This is a genomic window from Natronobiforma cellulositropha (genome assembly GCF_025629245.1).
In the GTDB taxonomy this organism is placed as follows: domain Archaea; phylum Halobacteriota; class Halobacteria; order Halobacteriales; family Natrialbaceae; genus Natronobiforma; species Natronobiforma cellulositropha.
In genome coordinates this window covers 139,040-157,209 of record NZ_JANZXN010000015.1, presented here as the reverse complement: position 1 = coordinate 157,209, position 18,170 = coordinate 139,040, and the positions used below count along the sequence as shown (strand labels likewise).

The window sequence follows — 18,170 nt, the reverse complement described above, 5'->3', positions numbered from 1 at the left end:
CCGTCTCATCGGTGTTTCGGGACGGGCGAGGGGACGTCAGGACCAGACCAGTGGGAGCCACCAGATGGTGAAGATGGCGATGGCGAGGATCGCCGGGACCGTGACGACGAGTCCGACTTTCGCCATCTCGGGGATCGTCAGGTAGCCGCTGGCGAAGACGATGGCGTTCGGCGCGGTCGCGACCGGGAGCACGAACGCGAAGGAGGCGGCGAAGGCGGCGGCCGCCATCAGGGTCAGCGGTGCGACGCCGGTCGCCAGGCCGATGCTCAACGTGATCGGCATGAACAGCGACGCGGTGGCGGTGTTCGAGGTGACGTTCGTCAGCAGACAGACGACGGCCGTGAGCAGGAGGACCATCCCCGCCAGCTCCGTCACACCGAGACCGACGATTGCGTCCGCCACGACGACGTCGAGACCGCTCACCTGGAAGCCTCGAGCGATCGAGAACCCAGCACCGAGCAAGAGGAGGACGCCCCACGGGACTCTCGAGGTGTACTCCCAGTCGAGCAGCCGCTCACCGTCGACCGGCACCAGAAAGACGAGGATGGCACCAGCGATGGCGATCATCGCGTCGGTGACCGTCGGTGCGATGGGTTCGATGACGAACGGCCGAAGGATCCACGCACCCGCGACGAGACCGAACACCGCCAGGACGCGGCGTTCACCCGTCGTCATCGCGCCGAGTTCACGCAGCTGTCGCTCGACGACGTCCGCTCGCTCCGGCCCTGGCTCGACCGTCGGGCGGAGGACGACGACCAGCAAGAGCCACGTGACGAGCAAGAAGACGACACCGAGGGGGACGCCGACGAGCATCCACTCGAGAAAGCCAATCTCGACGCCGAGGTTCGACTCGGCGACGCCCGCCAACACCGCGTTCGGCGGACTCCCGATCAGGGTCGCCGCCCCACCGATCGACGCCCCGTAGGCGATGCCGAGCATCAGTGCCAGCCCGAACGAGGTGTTCGGGAGGTCCTCCGGCTCCTCCTCGAGCTGGTGGAAGAGTTCGCCCTCGACCTCGAGCGGATCGTTCGGTGCTTCGATGTCGTCGCGCTCGAGCGGTGGCGTCCGGCGACCGCCGACGGCCGTCAGCTCGACGATCACCGCGGCACCGATCGGGACCATCATCATCGCCGTTGCCGTGTTCGAGATCCACATCGAGAGGAACGCGGTGGCGGCCATGAAGCCGAGGACGAGCGCTTTTCCACTGGTGCCGACCGCATCGAGGATGACGAGCGACAGCCGGTGGTGGAGGTTCCACCGTTCGATCGCCAGTGCGATGAGAAAGCCACCGAGGAGCAAGAAGACGATCGGATCGGCGTACGGTGCGGTTGCCCCGCCGACCGTCGTGACGCCAGTCAGCGGAAAGAGGACGACCGGCAACAGCGACGTGACCGGAATCGGGACCGCCTCGCTCACCCACCAGATGACCACCCACGCGGTGCTCGCGAGGACGGCCGTCGCTGCGGATGAGAGACCGAACGGCGTACCGAGCAAGAGCAGAACGCACACCCCCGGGCCGAGGACCAGTCCGACGGTCTGTCGTGAGAGCAACCTGTGTGAGTGCACATACGCACCTCAGAGGACCGGTCTATAACTCCCACGACTTCACTCGACCATCCACTACCTGGTCGATGATTTTATGGAGTATTGGGAGAAATCAAGTACCAGAACAGGTCATGTCAGGCCACGACTCGACGAGCGACAACGACGCCCGAACCGAGGAGCCGGCTCCTCGAGACGACGACGAACGTATCGACCAGTCAGTGGACTCGAACGCGTCGGCCACGATGGATCGGCGCGACTATCTGCGGTCGGTGGGGATCGCCGGCGTCCTCGGTGCCGTCGGTGGAATCGCGGGACCGGCGACCGGCACTGCGGCTGCGGACGCCAACTGGGAGGCCGACGCCGACCAGCGGATCGCCGACCACCGACAGAGCGAGCTCGAGGTGGCGGTCGTCGACGAGGCGGGCAACCCCGTCTCGGATGCCGACGTCTCCGTCGAGATGCGAGAGCACGCCTTCGGCTGGGGGACGGCGCTCACGGCCCCCATCGTCACCGGCGACGACAACGACATCTCGGACGCAGACCGCGAGCAGTACCTCGAGGTCGTCCCGGAGCTGTTCAACACCGCCGTCTTCGGCAACTACCACAAGTGGCGCTTCTTCGAGGACGAACAGCACATCGCCGACGAGGCGACCGCCTGGGTCGCCGAGCAGGGCCTGCGCATGCGCGGGCACACCTGTGTGTGGGGGAACGTCGAGGCCTGGGCCGTCCCGGGCGACGTCGTCGATGCGATGGACGTCAGCCACGAGAGCGGCGCTGGCAATCCCCAGCTCGATCCCGATCACGTCTACGAGCGCTCGATGGAGCACATCGAGACGATCATCGAACACTACGCCGACTTCGAGTACGACGGCGTCCACTACGGCAGCGTCGTCGACCAGTGGGACGTCGTCAACGAGGCCTTCCACGAGACGGACATGATCGAGGTGATCGACGGTGACGGCGTCGAAGCCGTCGAAGCGCCGGTGCTCGCGGAGTGGTACGAACACGCAGACGCGGTCGCCCCCGACGGCGTCGCCACCGACGTCAACGACTACAACACCCTCGCCGGGGCCTACGAGTACGCCCGCGGTCCCTACGAGCGCCAGATCGAGTTCCTCGTCGGGGAGGACACCGGTCTCGACGGTGCCGGTCTCCAGTGTCACTTCCACCAGAACGAACAGCTCACCCCCAGCGAGATCTGGGAGGGTCTCGAGCGCTACGCTCAACACGGCGTCGAGCTGCGGATCACCGAGTTCGACTTCGACGGCGACGGCTGGTCGGAGGAAGACCGCGCGGAGTTCTTCTACGAATTCCTCAAGATGATCTTCAGTCACCCCTCGGTCACCGACTTCGTGATGTGGGGCTTCTGGGACGTCGACGACCCGTACTGGGACCCGCAGCCGCCGCTGTTCTACGAAGACTGGACGCCGAAACCCAGCTACGACGTCTGGATGGACCTGGTCTTCGACGAGTGGTGGACCGACGAGTCGGGAACCACCGACGCAAGCGGCACGTTCACCACCGATGCCTTCCTCGGCGAGCACGAGGTCACCGTCACCGTCGGCGACGAGACGGTCACCGAGACCGTCTCCGTCGACGAGCCGGACTCGACGGGCGTCACGGTCGTCATCGACGACGGCGACGACGGTGACAGTATCCTCGACGTCAACGGCGACGGCAACCCCGCACAGGACCTCACCGGCGACGGCCGCTACGAGGACGTGACGGGCGACGGCAACCTCGGCTTCAACGACGTCGTGACCTTCTTCGAGGAGCACAACGGCGACGTCGTCCAGAACAACGTCCAGTACTTCGACTTCAGTGGGAACGGGAGCGTCGGCTTCAACGACGTGGTCGCGCTCTTCGAACGCCTGTAAGCGTTCGAGATCGCCCCGCTCCGCTCGGGGTGTTCGAGCGGATCCAGTGGCGTCCAGGTCTGCCAAAGCACTAGCGACTCTCGAGCCGACGCCGTCGGCAGTTCTCTCAGCTCACTCGAGGCGGCCCCTCGGACCACCGACTACGTCGGCTCCAGTTCGACGAGTTCGCCCGAGTCGAAACACGCCTCGAAGACGGCGATTCCCCACTCGACGGCCGCCGGGTCGTCCGTATCCACCAGGACGGACATGATGCCGTTCTCGTCGAAGCCGTAGACGAGGAGGTGCTCGTCTAAGATCGCGAGATCGAACGGGACCGCCTCGGAGGTCACCGCCTCGAGGTTGTCCTGGTCGGCCGACCAGTCGATCACCTCGGGATACTCGTCGGCCATCCGCGCCAGCGCGTCCTCACTCCAGACGCACGAACACATCACGCCACTTTCCATCGCCCGTAACGCCGTGTCGATGCCGTACTCCGGGACGACGAACTGGTCGCCGACCAGTCGCTTGTGGCTGGCGTTCGCGAACAGCTCGCTGTACCGATCGAGCGGCGCGTAGGGGTGTTTCGGCGTCGACGTCGTGACGGTCGCCTCGAGGAACCACTCGCGGTCGTACTCGATCGGCGCGTCCGCCAGCGACAGCATCACCGGATGGAGCGTGCGGGTGATTTCGATCGTCTCCACGAGCTGGTCGACCGCGTCGAGAACGACCTCACCACACGGCGTGATCGAGACAGCCCCGTCGGTCCGCTCGACGAGTTGCTCCCTCGAGAACGAGCTAACGACGCGGTTGACCGTCGAGACGGAGGTTCCGAGTTCGTCTGCGAGGTCGCTGACAGCGATCGGTGAGCGGTCTGCGACCACCTCGAGAAAATCTGCACGGTCGACTACCGTAGACGCGAGTGCGTCCGCGGACGTGATCGTCATAGTCGTCTATCGTCCGACCCCGTAGTGAATTTTGTGAACGGCGCGTGTACGGTCTCCGAACCCGGCTGTGGTCCGATACGATGGTGCGTGTCAGTGAACGGTGGTCTCGAGTAGTATACCACAGTTGAGGATTTATATTAACAACTTTTCGAGCGATGTGCACGCCGTGCGTCGAACCCGTACGGTGCGCATCAGCTACTTTATCTATCGGATGTGGATAACGGGTGGCAGGGGAACCGTCGAAGACGGAGACCCGCGCTGTACGGCCCGATCCGAACGGTGCGCTGGGTGAGTGGCCGACCGTCTTCGGCGAATTCGCAACCCAAACTATCAGCATGAGTATGAACGATACCTACGATGTCGTCGTCGGCGGCTCGGGGATGGCCGGCTCGACGACCGCGACGATTCTGGCGAACGACGGTCTCGACGTGTTGCTACTCGAGGCAGGCACCCATCCACGGTTTACCATCGGCGAGGCGTTACTGCCCCAGAGTTCGATGTGGATGTGGATCGTCGGCGAGTACTTCGACATTCCAGAAGTGGGGTACCTGAGCGACGTGAACGCGGTGATAGACGAGGTCACCCACTCCTGTGGGATCAAACACTCGGTGGGGTTCACCTACCACGAACGGAACCAGCCGTTCAGCGGCGAGTACGGACACCAGCTGATCCCGCCGAGCCTCCCGTTCTACAGCGAAGGCCACTTCGTGCGCGAACACGTCGACCACTACCTGGTCCGGACCGCCATCGACTACGGTGTGACCTACCTCGACGAGACGGCGATCACCGACGTGGAGATCACCGACGACGAGGTCACGGTCGACACCGACCGCGGGACGGCCACAGCCGACTTCTTCGTCGACGCTACGGGGAGCCACTCCGTCCTCGCCGAGACCCTCGGCTACCACGAGCACGCGCCGGAACTCGAGACCGACTCGCGGGCGATCTTCACGCACGTCGAGGGACTCGAGCCGTTCGACGACCTGCTCGCGGACGAAGACCGCCCACACCAGTCCAATCGCTTACACGACGGCACCTTACACCACGTGTTCGACGGCGGCTGGCTGTGGATCATCCCCTTCGACAACTTCGAGCGTTCCGAGGCCACCAACGCCAGCGTCGGCCTGGTGCTGGATCGGTCCACCTATCCCCTCGACGAGTCGGTGAGTGCCGAGGAGGAGTTCTACCGAATTATCTCCGCGTTTCCCGACGTCGAACGCCACCTCGAGCCGGTCGAGGCAGTACGCCCCTGGGTCCGCACGGGCCGTCTCCAGCGCGCGCTGCGTCGGTCGTCGGGTGAGCGCCACTACATGACGAACAACACCTACGGGTTCGTCGACCCGCTCTACTCGAACGGGCTGATCGACACGTTCGAGTCCATCTTCCTCTCTTCGTCTCTCCTCCTGGAGGCGTTCGAGGACGGCGACTTCTCCGCCGAGCGCTTCACACGGATCGACGAACTGCACCGCAAACAGCTTCTGGACGCCGACTTCACCATCGCCAGCGCCTACAAGGCGACGGGCGACTTCGAGGTCTGGAACGCCTGGACCCAGATGTGGCTCGCACAGATCCTGTTTCACGACCTGTACATCCAGCGTCACTGCTTCAAGTACGTCGCCTCGGGGCGACCCGACGAGTTCGACCCGCTCCGCGAGGAGACCGCTCCCGGCGACCGGGCCCCGTTCGTCCCCGAGAAGGCGGCGATGTACCACACTATCGGCGACGCGCTGGACACCTACACGGCCGGCGAGGTTCCACCCGAGCAAGCCGCGAGGGTGATCCTCGACGAACTCCAGTGCGCCGAGTGGCTCCCCAAACACGTCTACCCGTGGGGCGACGAACGGGCACGCCACGTCGACTTCTCCAACCCCGAACTCGTCGGCGCGCTCCTCGAGTGGGGAAAGACCGACTCGCCGACGCACATCCGCGAGGGTCTGTTCGACTTCGACGTTCCTGAGATGGCGTGATCGGCCGCGAACGCCCAGCAACCACGTGACTGGTCTCGGCCGCCCGACGTGGCCGACCGGCACAGCGGGGGTGGCTCGAGCCAGGTGGCCGTCGTGAACGTGACGTGTGTCGCTGACCGCCTCGACACTGGGTGTCGCCACGCGTGGTTCGACCAGCGCACCCAGTGCGTGAAACCAGCCCTGTGCGCCGGTCGCACCCCGTGCGCATCAGACGCTTCAAATACCGATTCGGCGTCCCCCAGACGTATGGCACGAGTGCCACTCATCGAACCGGAGCGGGTGGATGACCCAACTGTACAGGAGCTATTCGAGTGGGTGACCGAGATGGAAGGATCGGTACCGAACCACTTCTACCTCGAGTTGAACTTCCCCGAGTACATGAAGGCAAAGCTCGGGTCGACGGCGACCCTGTGGGAAGCCGGTGAGCTGACGATGGCGGAGATCCAGCACGTCGGTATCGCCGTCTCCACCGCCAACCGCTGTGCCTACTGCACCGGCGCGTTCTGCACGATCCTCGACTTCGGTCTCGACGCCGATACCGAGTACGTCCGGGCGTTCGCCGAGCAGGGGACGGCCGTCGTCGAAGACGAGCGACTCGAGGCGATCGTCGAGTACGCCATCGCGGTCAACGAAGACCCACACGCGATCACCGACGAGGACGTCGACCGACTCCGCGAGGTTGGACTCGGTGACCGAGGCATCGTCCAACTCACCCACCTCGTGAGCGACTTCGCCTCCTACAACCGTCTCAACACAGCCCTCGACACCGACTACGACTACCAAGACATCTGGCGCGAACTCGATATGGCTGCGATCGCTGCCGACGACTAGGCTACCTCGAGGGGGAAATAGCTATAGAGAATAGAATATGAACGTTGAAGTATAGCCGGTGGAAATTGATCCAACGGTCATGCCTAACGACACTCGCGATCGGATGATGCAGGTGACGCAGCGACTCGACCACATCGTTCCCGACCAGATGCTCCCCGACGACGTCAACGAGCGAGCATCACGACAGCTCGAGGAACTCAGCGGTCTGTTGATCGAACACGTTCCCGACCCGACGCTCTCTCCCGACGAACGACTCGAGCGGATCGCTCGCGTGAATCAGGAGCGCGTCCCACAACGCGAGCACTTGCTCCCCGCCGTCGAGAAACTGTACCGACTCGAGCGCCGACTCGACGACCTGGTCGACAATCCTCGGCTGAGTTCGGTCGAGAAACTCGAGGTTCTCATCGAGAACGTCAACGAGGTCGGCGAGCGTTTCGACGACGATCCGGACTTCGTCGAAATTTTAGAGCGGATGGGTGACGAACGCACCGGACTCGAGCCGGTACGGGAGTGAACGCCAGAGCCTATGAATCGGCTACTCACTCAGCAGACCGTCGTGGAGTGTTACCACGACCTGGCCGACGAGCGTGACGACGCTCCGGAGTCGTACGCGCCGATCATCGGGCAGTTACCTCCGTACCTCTGTCAGCGCCTCGCTCTGGGTGCGTCCTATCCCTTCGAAGAGGGAATCGAGTACGCGTACACTGGACCGGATCAGCCAGCGTTGCACTGGACGGACGGGACCGACGGCGACGGAACGATCGCCCTGGTCGACGGCGAGGGAATCGGATCGTTGACCGACCGGCTACCGCTCGCGGGACACCGGCAGGCGACGAACCGGGACGAACTGATCGAACACACTCTCGACGCCCTCGAGCGCATGGAGACGCTCGAACCCGACCGGCTGGCAGCGCTCGAGGAGTGGACCTCGTTGATCGTCTGGCTGGAACGGGCGCCTGGCACGTCGGCCACCGTCCTCACCTCTTCGACGTTCCCAGCAGTGCCACACTGTTCGTTTCTCACGGAGAAGGCACTGCGACACATCCCACCGAACAGCGTCGCAGACGAACCCACAGACTACGCCCTCAGAGAGAACCTCTACCACGAGGCGCTCCACCAGCAACTCGGTGCCACGCTCTTACACCGGGACGTACTCGACCCGTCGTACTCCGCGGCGGCGAGTCAGAAGGTTCCGATTCCGTGGCGAGAGAGCTTCTGGGAACCCGACCGCGCACTGCACGCCGCAGTCGTCTACACCGGTCTCGTCGAGATGCGAGCGGACGAACTCGACCGGGACATCGACGACACTCACCGGGCGTGGCTCGAGGAGGCGACGGCGGAAGCAGAGGAGTCGTTACGCCACCTGATCGAGGAACTGGCCGACCGGGAGGGGCTGTTCACACCTGCCGGTGAGGAACTCTTCGACGCGTTACACGGCGAGGCGATGGAGGCGCTCACAGACCAATGAACCGCCAGAACCACCAGTACGGTTATATGCCAGAGCGTGATCACGCCGAACGAACGATGTCGCACGCTCCGGAGGCAGACGAACTGCGAGACTCGAGTCGTCCAACCTCGATGGCGAGCCGACGCCGACTGCTGTACGGGCTCGCACTCGCTGGCGTCGGTCTCTCGGCGTCGGGTCAGTCGGTGCTTGCTCGAGAGGGACCGTCGCTCGAGATCGACGTCAGGTCGCCGGTCGATCCGGACGACCCGGGTCTCGTCCCGGTCAAAGTCGAGCGGACCAGCGGGTTCGACCCGACGACGGAAGCGCTCCGGTACAGATTCAGTATCGGCCGCCCTGGTTCCACTGGCGGTGAATCCGGGGTGCGCCCAGTTCACCACATCGAGTGCGAGTCGGGCCTGTTGTTGTTCTTCCGGGCGAGCGAGGCAGGGTACACCGGCGGGCGGGCGCGCGGAGTCCTTCGGTGGCAGCGAGACGAACACACCGATAGCTGGCTCACCGGTGTCGACGGTCTCGACACCTGACTGTCGGCTGACTCGCGTGCACCTCGCCTGCGACCGTTCTCGTATTCAGGGGTGCGGTGTACGCCGACAGTGGACTGGTCACCCACCGCGAACTGGACGGTTTTTTAGCCCCGGGCCGCCGAGTGGTGGCCAATGAGCGACTCCGAGTACGACTACGAGACCCTCGGTCTCGTCGCTGGTCTGGAAATCCACCAGCAACTCGACACGGCGACGAAACTGTTCTGTGACTGCCCGACCGAGCTTCGCGACCCCGAAGAGTCGACCCACCGGTTCACCCGCTTTCTCCACCCGACGCGGAGCGAACTCGGCGAACTCGACCAGGCCGCCGTCGAGGAGAGCAAGGTCGAACGCGAGTTCGAGTACCTCGCCTACGACACCACCTGTCTCGTCGAGGCCGACGACGAACCTCCACACCGCCTCGACGAGGAGGCGCTCGAGACCGCCCTCGAAATCGCCCAGCTGATGGATATGGGCGTCGTCGACCTTGTCCAGGTGATGCGAAAGATCGTCGTCGACGGCTCGAACACCTCGGGCTTTCAGCGCACCTCGCTGGTGGCGACCGGCGGGCAGATCGAGACCGAGGCGGGTCCGGTCGGCATCGAGGACCTCCTCCTCGAGGAGGAGAGCGCCCAGCGCGTCGCAGAGACCGACGACGGCGTCCGGTTCAGCCTCGACCGACTCGGCATCCCACTGGTCGAAATCGGTACCAGCCCGGACATCCGCTCGCCCGAGCAGGCCAGAGATGCCGCCGCTCAGATCGGCATGTTGTTGCGCTCGACCGGCAAGGTCAAACGCGGTCTCGGCACGATCCGCCAGGACGTGAACGTCTCGATCGCCGAGGGTGCGCGTGTCGAGATCAAGGGCGTCCAGAGTCTCGACGACATCGACGACATCGTCCGCAACGAGGTCGGCCGCCAGGTCGAACTCGTCGCGATTCGCGACGAACTCGAGTCTCGCGGTGGCTCGGTCGCTGAGCCGATCGACGTAACCGAGACGTTCGCAGATACCGACAGCGGCGTCATCGGCGGCGCGCTCGAGGCTGGCGGGTCGGTGATGGCGGTTCGGCTGGTCGGCTTCGACGGACTCGTCGGCCGGGAGATCGCCCCCGACCGGCGTCTCGGCACCGAGTTCTCCGATCACGCAAAGCGCCACGGCGCGGGCGGCATCTTCCACACCGACGAACTGCCCGCCTACGGCGTCACCGAGGAGGAGGTCGCGGCACTGCGTGGCGCCGTCGAGGCGACCGACGAGGACGCCGTCGCCATCGTCGCCGCCGAGACCGAGGTCGCGGCGTCGGCGATCGAAGCGGTTGCGGCGCGCGCACAGGGTGCCATCGACGGCGTCCCCGAGGAGACGCGCGGGGCGAACGAAGACGGCACGACCCGCTACCTGCGTCCGCTGCCGGGCGCGGCGCGCATGTACCCCGAGACCGACGTCCCGCCGGTCGAACCCGACCCGGGCGAGGTCGAGACGCCGGAGCTACTGACCGAGAAGGTCGAGCGCTACGCCGCCGAGTTCGACCTCGACGCCGGACTCGCCGAGCAGGTCGCCTACGGCAGGCGCATGCCGCTGTTCGAGTCGCTCGTCGCCGACGGTGTGAATCCGACGCTCGCGGCGAGTACGCTCGAGTCGACCGTGACGGAACTGCGTCGCGACGACGTCCCCGTCGAGAACCTGACCGACCGCCACTTCGAGGAGGTGCTCGGCATGGTCACCGACGGTGACCTCCCGAACGAGGGCGTCACCGACCTGCTGACGGTACTGGCGGGGGAGCCGGCACAGTCTGCAGCCGACGCCGCGGAGGCGGCGGGTCTCGGCGCTGCCGGTGACGACGAGGTGCGCGAGGTCGTCCTCGAGGTCGTCGAGCGCAACGGGCCACAGGTCGAAGAAGAGGGAATGCAGGCCTTCTCGGGGCTGATGGGTGAGTGTATGGGCGCGCTGCGAGGAAAGGCCGACGGCGACCTGGTCAGCCAACTGCTCCGCGAAGAGATCCAGAAGCGGGCCTGAACGCGTCGCCTACTCGAGTTCGTCGAACTCGTCGACGGTCTCACCGTCGTACTCGGCGTCGATGCGAACCGTGGTCCCATCTCGCGTGAGCGACGTCGACTGCGCTTGCGTCCCGAGTGACGCCTCGAGCCGTGGTTCGTCGACCGCCTCTTCGTGGTCGTAGTGGACGGTCGCCCGTGCGAGCGCCCCGTTCCCGCCGGTCTCCATCTCGAGGTGTTGGCTCACGCCGACCGCGCCCGCGAACGCGCTGGCGTCGATAGCGAGGTCGTCGCCGGACGGGACCGGCGTCTCCTCGAGTCGGTCACCGTCACCGTAGAGACCGACGACGATGCCGTCTGCGGCCGTCGTCCGGAGGAGTCGCTCGAACGCCTCGTCGCGTTCGTGTTTCAGGGCCGTCTCCCCGGTCGCCGCCTCGACGTGGCGTTCGACCGCCGCGACGGGGTCGAGTGCCGGCAGAGCCTCGTTCGCGAACGAAATGGCGAACAGGTCCGCGCTCGCGCCGACGGCGTAGCCGCCGTTCTCGTCGGCGAACACCACGCCGTCGGCGTCGTCACGAACCGCGTCGAAGCCAGCGGCGCTGGCGTCGTCGCTGATCCCCGCGAGGTCGTACGCGCCGACGAGGACGGCCGTCTCGTCGGTGACGACCAGCCAGCCGCCGTCTTCGGTCTCGTCGTTCGCGTCCTGTACGCTCGCGGCGGCGGTGAACCCGAGTCCGAGCAGGAACGAGAAGCCCGTGAGCAATCCTACGAGCGGGTTGCGCAACAGCGGATCTGTCGGCTCCACACCCTCGCTCTCCTCGCCATCCGCCGGTCCCTCGAACGCGTTCGCCATCGAGGCGAGGTCGACCGCGCCGAAGAAGGGCGTCTCCACTGCGGCCGGGAACGCCGTGGCGAACGGTGGGAGGTCACCGAGTGGGATCGAAGCGGTGTCTGCGGGTCCACCGTCGTCGGAGCCATCGCTCGAGCCGTCGTCTCCTGCTGGCTCGTCCGATGCGTCAGCACACCCGGCGAGGAAGGCGAGTCCGGAGCCGATCGCACAGAGTGCGAGCCGTCGCGTCGTTGCTACCATCGGTGGATGGGTCACGGCCACCGGCGTTGAAGGTTGTGGCCGTCAGTGGAGACGTCAGGCCGGTCAGCCTCGGCGTCGCCGCTCGGGGCGTTCGCTCGCCCGGCGTAACACGCCGATGAAGGGATGGACAGAAGAACTAGTTGTCCAACCAGAGATTCAGGTTACAAACTACGGAAAATTGCCTTTTTGATCTTAATAGGTCGTATTGATTGAACAGTCCACATTATTGGTCTTGGTCGGTAACGCTAGCGGAGACCGCAATTGAATACGAAAATTCGAGAATGTTTCCTCTCCAATTATATGGTATGGTAGTGTTAGTAGTGAACGTTCCACCCAACATCGAGTGGGCGAATTCAACTGTATATTTTGCAGACTCGTTTTCTCCCGGGCTGAGAGGCCTATTTCCGGTCGGAGTATCTTCCATCCACATATACAATTGATCAATGCCTTCTCCTCGGCGGAGTAGCTGTTCCGGGGCGAAAAACCCGTAGTCAGCTACTGGCCGTATCTCCGAATCTGCCTGGTTTTGTAGTGTTACTATTACGTCCCCGCCGGAGTGTTTGATACTGTGATCAGGTACCTCACTTTGAATTTCCAGGTGATCGTTCGAACCCGCTGAAATTTCGACATCGAATGTCGCTTCGTCTGGAATTCGATCAGCATATTGAACATCATCAGAATTGTCAGTTGATTTGTCCGCTCCAGAACTGTCTGAGAAGGTGTCACGTCCGATTGATGTGCAACCCGAAACGGGAAGCACAGCACTCATTCCGAGAGTGCCGATGAAGCTCCGTCTTTTCATGCGTAGTCTACCACCGTGAAGTGAATGAATCTTTGGGTCTTGGGGTCAAAAGACGTCGTGTGGCCATTGGTAATGAGATATCATCTCGCGATTCTCTGGTACACGTGGGGAAGAGTAGAATCCAGTCGTTGAGAAAGTAGCCGGTCCGTTGTAACTCCGCTATGGAGAGCAGTAGCACCAAGTGGCTATCGAAGAGCGAACTCGAGTGACTCTCCGACGTACCAATTGCCCTCGATTTGCACCCGTCTGAGCGAGACCGAGAGATACGGTTGGAAAGGCGATCACCGACGGAACGACTGACCGATTGGTCCGACCACTCGTCGGTCACCGATCCCGGTCTGGCCGTTCGGTTGCCCGTCGGAGAATTCCGATGAAGGTGTTGACCTCGCGTTCGGTCGGGTCGGCCCGGCCGTAGACCCGACGGATCATCCGCATCGTCTTCGCCCGTTTCTCTTCGGGGTGGTTGATCTCCTCGAGCAGGTCCGCCCAGCCGTCGTAGAGACGCTCGAGCAGGGGCGGGGATGCGCGGGTACGCTCGCGGTCGGGGTGCTGGGTGTCGCCGGGGTCGAGGGCGAGGGTGCGGAGTTCGTAGAGGGTGATCGTCGCGGCCTGGCCTAAGTTGAGCACGGGGTAGTCGGCGCTGGCGGGAATCGAGCAGATTTCGTCGATGTGGGCGAGTTCCTCGTTGGTGAGACCGACACGTTCGCGGCCGAAGACGAGGGCGCTCTTGCCGGCGACCGTCGGGAGGCGCTCGGCGAGTTCGGCGGGCGTCGAGAAGGGAAAACGGACGTGGTTCGCGTCGGTCTCGTTGGTGACGGCGGTACAGCCGATGGTGTGGTACTCGGAGACGAGGTCGTCGAAGGTCAGCTCGGTCGCGTTCGGGAGGATGTCCTCGCGGGCGTGGCCGGCGAAGCCGTAGGCCTCGCCGTCGGGGTCGAGTGCTGGCGGGTCGACGAGTAACAGATCGCTGAACCCGAAGTTCTTCATCGCTCGAGCGATGGTGCCGACGTTGCCGGGCGTCTTCGCGTCGACGACGGCGACGGCGGGGAGGGGACTCGAGGAGGTGTCGTCTCGAGCGGGCGCGTGTGAGTCGGGCATCAGTCTCGGCTGCGGGGATACTCGGAGCCAAAATCGACGCCGCTGTCGACGATGTCCGTGTCGGTGAGCGCCTCCGCTTCGGCGGGATCGTCTGCCTGGGCATCGTCGTCGACCGTCGGCGGTGGCGGGAGGTCGCGCGGGTCGGTCTCGACGTACTCCATGCCCTCGTAGCCCTCGGGTGCGCGGCCGCCGTCGAGGAACCACTCGTGGAAGGCGTCCTGGAACTCGTCGGTGCCGCGATAGGCGTCGCCACCGCATCTGCGGTACCAGTAGACGAAGTCGGGTTCGTGTTCCTCACAGACCAGCACCTCGGCGAACGGTTCGCCGTAGACGTACTGGGAGGCGTTACAGTCGTCGAGGTTCGCGTCGCCGTGGATCAGCCAGCAGGCGTGGCAGGGTGCGTTGGTGATCGATCCCAGACGAACGATCCGGGTCCGGTCCTCGGGTGGCATCTCCTCGAGCGGGAGGAACTCGCCGTCTTCGTCGAGGATGTCCGCCTCGTCGAAGCGCCAGCCGAGCATCCCGATGCTGATCTTGGCCATGTGCGGGGCTTTCGCGCCGACGGACAAAAAGAGCCTGTTGTGTCCTCCGGTGGCGGGTGTCAGACGAGCGCCGACGGATGCAGGCGGCGGTCGCCGAAACCGCGACCCTTTTCCGCACCCCTCCGTCAGTGCGCACATGGAGAGTGTCGACGCGGCCGGACTCGAGATTGGTGGCGGACACCCGCCGCGAATCATGGGGGTGTTGAACGTCAGCGAGGAGTCGCCCTACGACCCGAGCGTCTACGACGACCCGGGGGACGCTGCTGCGTACGTCGACGAGGAACTCGTCGGTGAGGGTGCGGACATCGTCGACGTCGGTCTCGAGTCGGCGAACAAGCGCTTCGAGGTGCTGAGCGCCGAAGCGGAACTGGCGAGACTCGACGTCGCCCTCGAGACCATCGAGAGCGTCTCCGGCGACGCCGTCTTCTCGATCGAGACGCGCTACGCAGCGGTCGCGGAGGCGGCTCTCGCCCGCGGGTTCGACATGGTCAACGACATCTGTGGCTTCGCCGATCCGGCGATGGCGCGAGTCTGTGCGGAGTACGACGCCGCCGTCGTCAAGATGGCGAGTCCACCGGACCTCGAGCGGCCGGGCGCGGTCGAGGAGACCGACTGGGCGGCGCGGAAGTCGCCGGAGTGGGCCGCCAGTGCGGACTACGTCGACATGGTTTACGAGGCACTCCAGCAAAACGGTCTCACCGAGAAGACGATCGTCGACCCGGCATTCGGTGGGTGGAGCGAGGCGAAGACGCTCGCGGACGACCGCGAGACGTTCCGACGGCTCGAGGAGTTTCGCGATCTCGGCCGGCCGGTGCTGGTCTCGATCAACCGCAAGAACTTCCTCGGCGAGGTCGTCGGCCGCGAGACCGACGAACGCTTGCCGGTCAGCCTCGCGGCGACGGCGATGGCGGTCGAGCGTGGTGCGGACGTGATCAGGACCCACGACGTGCGCGAAACGCGAGACGCGGCGCTGATCGGCCACGCGTTCGCCGCGGACCGATCCGACGGCCGTCGACTCGCGCCCGGCCCCGAGACGCGATAGCAGAACACACACTCCATTTGTCGGGATACTACGACAGTGGAAAATATCTCTCCGAGCCGCGTATCGGCCGCTATCGGCCGTCTGGGCAGGTCCCGAGCCGCCGGCCAGCTAAGAGAAAGCTTATGCCGGACGCTTATGAAGAGGGGAGTGGAAGCCGGGCGGCCTCCCGGGTAGGGGTACTTTGGAGGCTGGCTTGGCCCACTACGCGGACTTATTGAGACCGAACTCGAACAGTGACGACGATGGAGTTCGAGGAGTGGGAGCCGGTATACGAGGCGATCTGTGCGGCGTTCGAGTTCGAGCGACGCGACGACGAGCGGGCCCGAGACCGCTTAGCGGAGCTAGCGACGCCGTTCGACTTCGACCGTCTCTCGGCGGTTCGCGGGGCGCGCGTCGCTATCGCCGGGGCCGGTCCCTCACTCGAGACCGAGGACGCACTCGAGCGTGCACGGACGGCGGACGTGGTAATCGCAGCGTCGACGGCGGTCGACACGCTCGAGGCGGCGGGCGTTCCGGTCGACTGTATGGTGACCGACCTGGATAAGAACCCGGAGACGGTCGTCTCGCTCACACAGCGCGGGACGCCCGTGGCCGTCCACGCCCACGGTGACAACCGGGCGGCGCTCGAGCGGGTCGTCCCTCGCTGTGCGGCGGCGTCCGTCTGTCCGACCACGCAGGCAGCGCCGACAGGTCCCGTAGTCAACGTCGGGGGGTTCACTGACGGCGACCGGGCGGCGTTTCTCGCCGACTACCTCGGCGCTCGCGACCTCGTCTTCGTCGGCTGGGACGTCGACGACCCGACCGTGAGTCCCACGAAGGCGAAGAAACTCGCGTGGGCCGAGCGCTTGCTCTCCTGGCTCGAGCGTCGCCGCGGTGACCGGTTCCCCATCCTCGACGGCCGACGCGAGCGACTCGAGCGAGAACTGACGGCGGTGACTCGAGTAGACGGCCGCTGCAACAATCATTAAGAGGGGCGACACGACAAGGAGAGACGTGGATCAACGTCTCATCGTCACGGTGCCGTACGTCGCCCACCTCGTCGGTGGGGCGATGCTCGCCGTCGCCTACAGCGTGGCGTCGGTACAGTTCACCGACGGCCAGCTCGAGTTCATCGTCCTCGTCGGCTACCTCGGGCCGACGGTGGCGATGGGACTCGTCTGGCTTCGCAACTACGTCTACGGCGCGCCGTTGCTCTTCGCGAGTGCGATCGCTGGCTGGTGGTTCGTCCTCTACTTCTTCCTGATCAACGACAATCCGGCGAACGTCGCCGCAGTTGGCGGTGACGGCGCGAGCGCCTACCTCTACGCAACCATCGCCGTGCTCGTCACCTCGCTGCTCACGGCCGGTGTCGGTGCGTGGCTCTGGTACCGCGAGAGCGACGGCTTCCGCTCGGCGGTCGACCGGGTCATCAGGCCGCCGGACTCGAGCGAGTGAGCCTCACGACGGCGCGAGCGCCTCGACGGTCGCGTCGATCTCTGCTGGCGTCGCCCCCCGCGGGAGGGAGACGGAGACGCTATCGACGCCGTCGAGTGTCTCGAAGCGACGGACCCGTTCGCGTGCGTCGTCGGGCGAACCGACCGCAGTGACCGCGTCGAGGAGCGTATCCGGAAGTGCCTCGAGCGCGGCGTCTCGGTCGCCTGCCTGCCACGCGTTCGCGACGGCGTCGGCCGCGTCGGCGTAGCCCTGTCTGGCGAGGGAGTCGCGGTAGAACGACCCCATCGAGCCGATGTAGAAGGCGAGGTGCTCGCGGCCGAGTCGACGCGCGCGGTCGGCGTCCGCGAGCGCGCAGGCGGTCACCGAGAGGGTGACCCGAACGTCCGTCCGCTCGCGGCCGGCGAGGTCGATCCCTCGCTCGAGGTCCTGGAGACGGTCGGCCATGCCCTCGGGCGTGAACGTGATCGCGTGCCAGCCGTCGGCGTACCGGCCGGCCAGTTCGACGGCCGTCGGTCCCATCCCGGCGAGGTCGATTGGGACCGGCGTCTCGGGTGGCCCAGAGCGCAGGCGAAACCCCTCGAGTTCGTGCCAGCGGCCGTCGTAGCTGACAACCTCGCCCGAGAGGACGCGACGGACGACCTCGAGCGTCTCGCGGGTGTAGCGAAGCGGGCGGTCGAACGCCTCGCCGTGCCAGTGTTCGATCACCGCGGGACCGCTCGGGCCGAGACCGAGACGAAAGCGGCCGTCGGCGGTCTCCTGGAGGGTGGCGGCCGTCTGGCCGAGGAGTGCGGGCGAGCGCGAGTAGACCGGGAGGATGCTCGAGCCGAGACCGATCGCGTCGGTTTCGGCGGCGAGGGTCGCGAGGACGGTGACGGCGTCCCGGCCCCACGTTTCTGGCACCCAGACGCGGTCGTAGCCGCGGGCTTCGCCGAGACGTGCGAGGTCGACGAGCGCGTCGATGCTCGGCTGGGAGGCGACCGGGAGCGAGAGCGTACGCGAAGACATGTGGCCTACTATGCGCGGCCAGTGACGTATACGTTCGAGA

Annotated in this window: 16 protein-coding genes and 1 pseudogene; 10 read left to right on the top strand and 7 right to left on the bottom strand. The window is 65.3% G+C overall.

Annotation, left to right across the window (positions count from 1 at the left end; all coding sequences use genetic code 11):
- Positions 1–36 precede the first annotated feature (36 nt).
- Positions 37–1,566, bottom strand: coding sequence for an SLC13 family permease (locus tag N0B15_RS06450; protein WP_263018765.1), 1,530 nt, complete (start codon positions 1,564–1,566; stop codon positions 37–39).
- A gap of 110 nt (positions 1,567–1,676) precedes the next feature.
- Here N0B15_RS06450 and N0B15_RS06445 point away from each other — a divergent pair, with 110 nt between their 5' ends.
- The gene (locus tag N0B15_RS06445; RefSeq protein WP_263018764.1) at positions 1,677–3,422 is read left to right on the top strand and encodes an endo-1,4-beta-xylanase; all 1,746 of its coding nucleotides are present in this window, start codon (positions 1,677–1,679) and stop codon (positions 3,420–3,422) included.
- 140 nt (positions 3,423–3,562) lie between these two features.
- On the opposite strand, the gene N0B15_RS06440 is transcribed toward N0B15_RS06445, so the two are convergent.
- A complete protein-coding gene (locus N0B15_RS06440; protein ID WP_263018762.1) occupies positions 3,563–4,345 on the bottom strand; it encodes a helix-turn-helix transcriptional regulator in 783 nt (260 codons plus the stop codon).
- Positions 4,346–4,680: 335 nt separating this feature from the next.
- Between N0B15_RS06440 and N0B15_RS06435 the strand changes: the two genes are divergently transcribed.
- From N0B15_RS06435 to gatE, 6 genes are all read left to right on the top strand, one after another.
- Positions 4,681–6,312 carry an NAD(P)/FAD-dependent oxidoreductase gene (locus N0B15_RS06435; protein ID WP_263018760.1) on the top strand — a complete coding sequence of 544 codons (1,632 nt, stop codon included), beginning with the start codon at positions 4,681–4,683 and terminating at the stop codon, positions 6,310–6,312.
- 246 nt (positions 6,313–6,558) lie between these two features.
- Complete coding sequence (locus N0B15_RS06430) at positions 6,559–7,143, top strand: carboxymuconolactone decarboxylase family protein (protein ID WP_263018758.1); 585 nt, start codon at positions 6,559–6,561, stop codon at positions 7,141–7,143.
- A gap of 79 nt (positions 7,144–7,222) precedes the next feature.
- Positions 7,223–7,657 carry a hypothetical protein gene (locus N0B15_RS06425; RefSeq protein ID WP_263018757.1) on the top strand — a complete coding sequence of 145 codons (435 nt, stop codon included), beginning with the start codon at positions 7,223–7,225 and terminating at the stop codon, positions 7,655–7,657.
- A gap of 12 nt (positions 7,658–7,669) precedes the next feature.
- Positions 7,670–8,611 (top strand): aKG-HExxH-type peptide beta-hydroxylase, encoded by a 942-nt coding sequence (locus N0B15_RS06420; RefSeq protein ID WP_263018756.1) that lies wholly within the window; start codon positions 7,670–7,672, stop codon positions 8,609–8,611.
- A gap of 56 nt (positions 8,612–8,667) precedes the next feature.
- Positions 8,668–9,132 (top strand): DcrB/PsbP domain-containing protein, encoded by a 465-nt coding sequence (locus N0B15_RS06415; protein WP_263018755.1) that lies wholly within the window; start codon positions 8,668–8,670, stop codon positions 9,130–9,132.
- A 132-nt stretch (positions 9,133–9,264) separates the two neighbouring features.
- Positions 9,265–11,139, top strand: coding sequence for a Glu-tRNA(Gln) amidotransferase subunit GatE (gene gatE / locus N0B15_RS06410; RefSeq protein ID WP_263018754.1), 1,875 nt, complete (start codon positions 9,265–9,267; stop codon positions 11,137–11,139).
- Between the two features lie 9 nt (positions 11,140–11,148).
- On the opposite strand, the gene N0B15_RS06405 is transcribed toward gatE, so the two are convergent.
- The 4 genes from N0B15_RS06405 to N0B15_RS06390 all read right to left on the bottom strand — a co-directional run bounded on the left by N0B15_RS06405 (position 11,149) and on the right by N0B15_RS06390 (position 14,649).
- Complete coding sequence (locus N0B15_RS06405) at positions 11,149–12,207, bottom strand: hypothetical protein (RefSeq protein ID WP_263018753.1); 1,059 nt, start codon at positions 12,205–12,207, stop codon at positions 11,149–11,151.
- 223 nt (positions 12,208–12,430) lie between these two features.
- Positions 12,431–13,009, bottom strand: a complete 579-nt coding sequence (locus N0B15_RS06400; RefSeq protein ID WP_263018751.1) for a hypothetical protein — start codon at positions 13,007–13,009, stop codon at positions 12,431–12,433.
- Positions 13,010–13,333: 324 nt separating this feature from the next.
- Positions 13,334–14,107, bottom strand: a complete 774-nt coding sequence (locus tag N0B15_RS06395) for an RNA methyltransferase (protein ID WP_263018746.1) — start codon at positions 14,105–14,107, stop codon at positions 13,334–13,336.
- Complete coding sequence (locus N0B15_RS06390) at positions 14,107–14,649, bottom strand: DUF8114 family protein (RefSeq protein WP_263018745.1); 543 nt, start codon at positions 14,647–14,649, stop codon at positions 14,107–14,109. Before N0B15_RS06390 ends, N0B15_RS06395 begins: the two co-directional genes overlap by 1 nt.
- Positions 14,650–14,785: 136 nt before the next feature.
- Between N0B15_RS06390 and folP the strand changes: the two are divergent.
- The 3 genes and pseudogenes from folP to N0B15_RS06375 all read left to right on the top strand — a co-directional run.
- Positions 14,786–15,637, top strand: a pseudogene (gene folP / locus N0B15_RS06385) (dihydropteroate synthase); the annotation flags it as partial.
- A 296-nt stretch (positions 15,638–15,933) separates the two neighbouring features.
- Complete coding sequence (locus N0B15_RS06380; protein WP_263018744.1) at positions 15,934–16,659, top strand: 6-hydroxymethylpterin diphosphokinase MptE-like protein; 726 nt, start codon at positions 15,934–15,936, stop codon at positions 16,657–16,659.
- A 25-nt stretch (positions 16,660–16,684) separates the two neighbouring features.
- Complete coding sequence (locus tag N0B15_RS06375) at positions 16,685–17,125, top strand: hypothetical protein (RefSeq protein WP_263018741.1); 441 nt, start codon at positions 16,685–16,687, stop codon at positions 17,123–17,125.
- A gap of 3 nt (positions 17,126–17,128) precedes the next feature.
- Here the strand turns inward: N0B15_RS06375 and N0B15_RS06370 are convergent, their stop codons facing one another.
- The gene (locus N0B15_RS06370) at positions 17,129–18,130 is read right to left on the bottom strand and encodes a TIGR04024 family LLM class F420-dependent oxidoreductase (protein WP_263018740.1); all 1,002 of its coding nucleotides are present in this window, start codon (positions 18,128–18,130) and stop codon (positions 17,129–17,131) included.
- Positions 18,131–18,170: the final 40 nt, after the last annotated feature.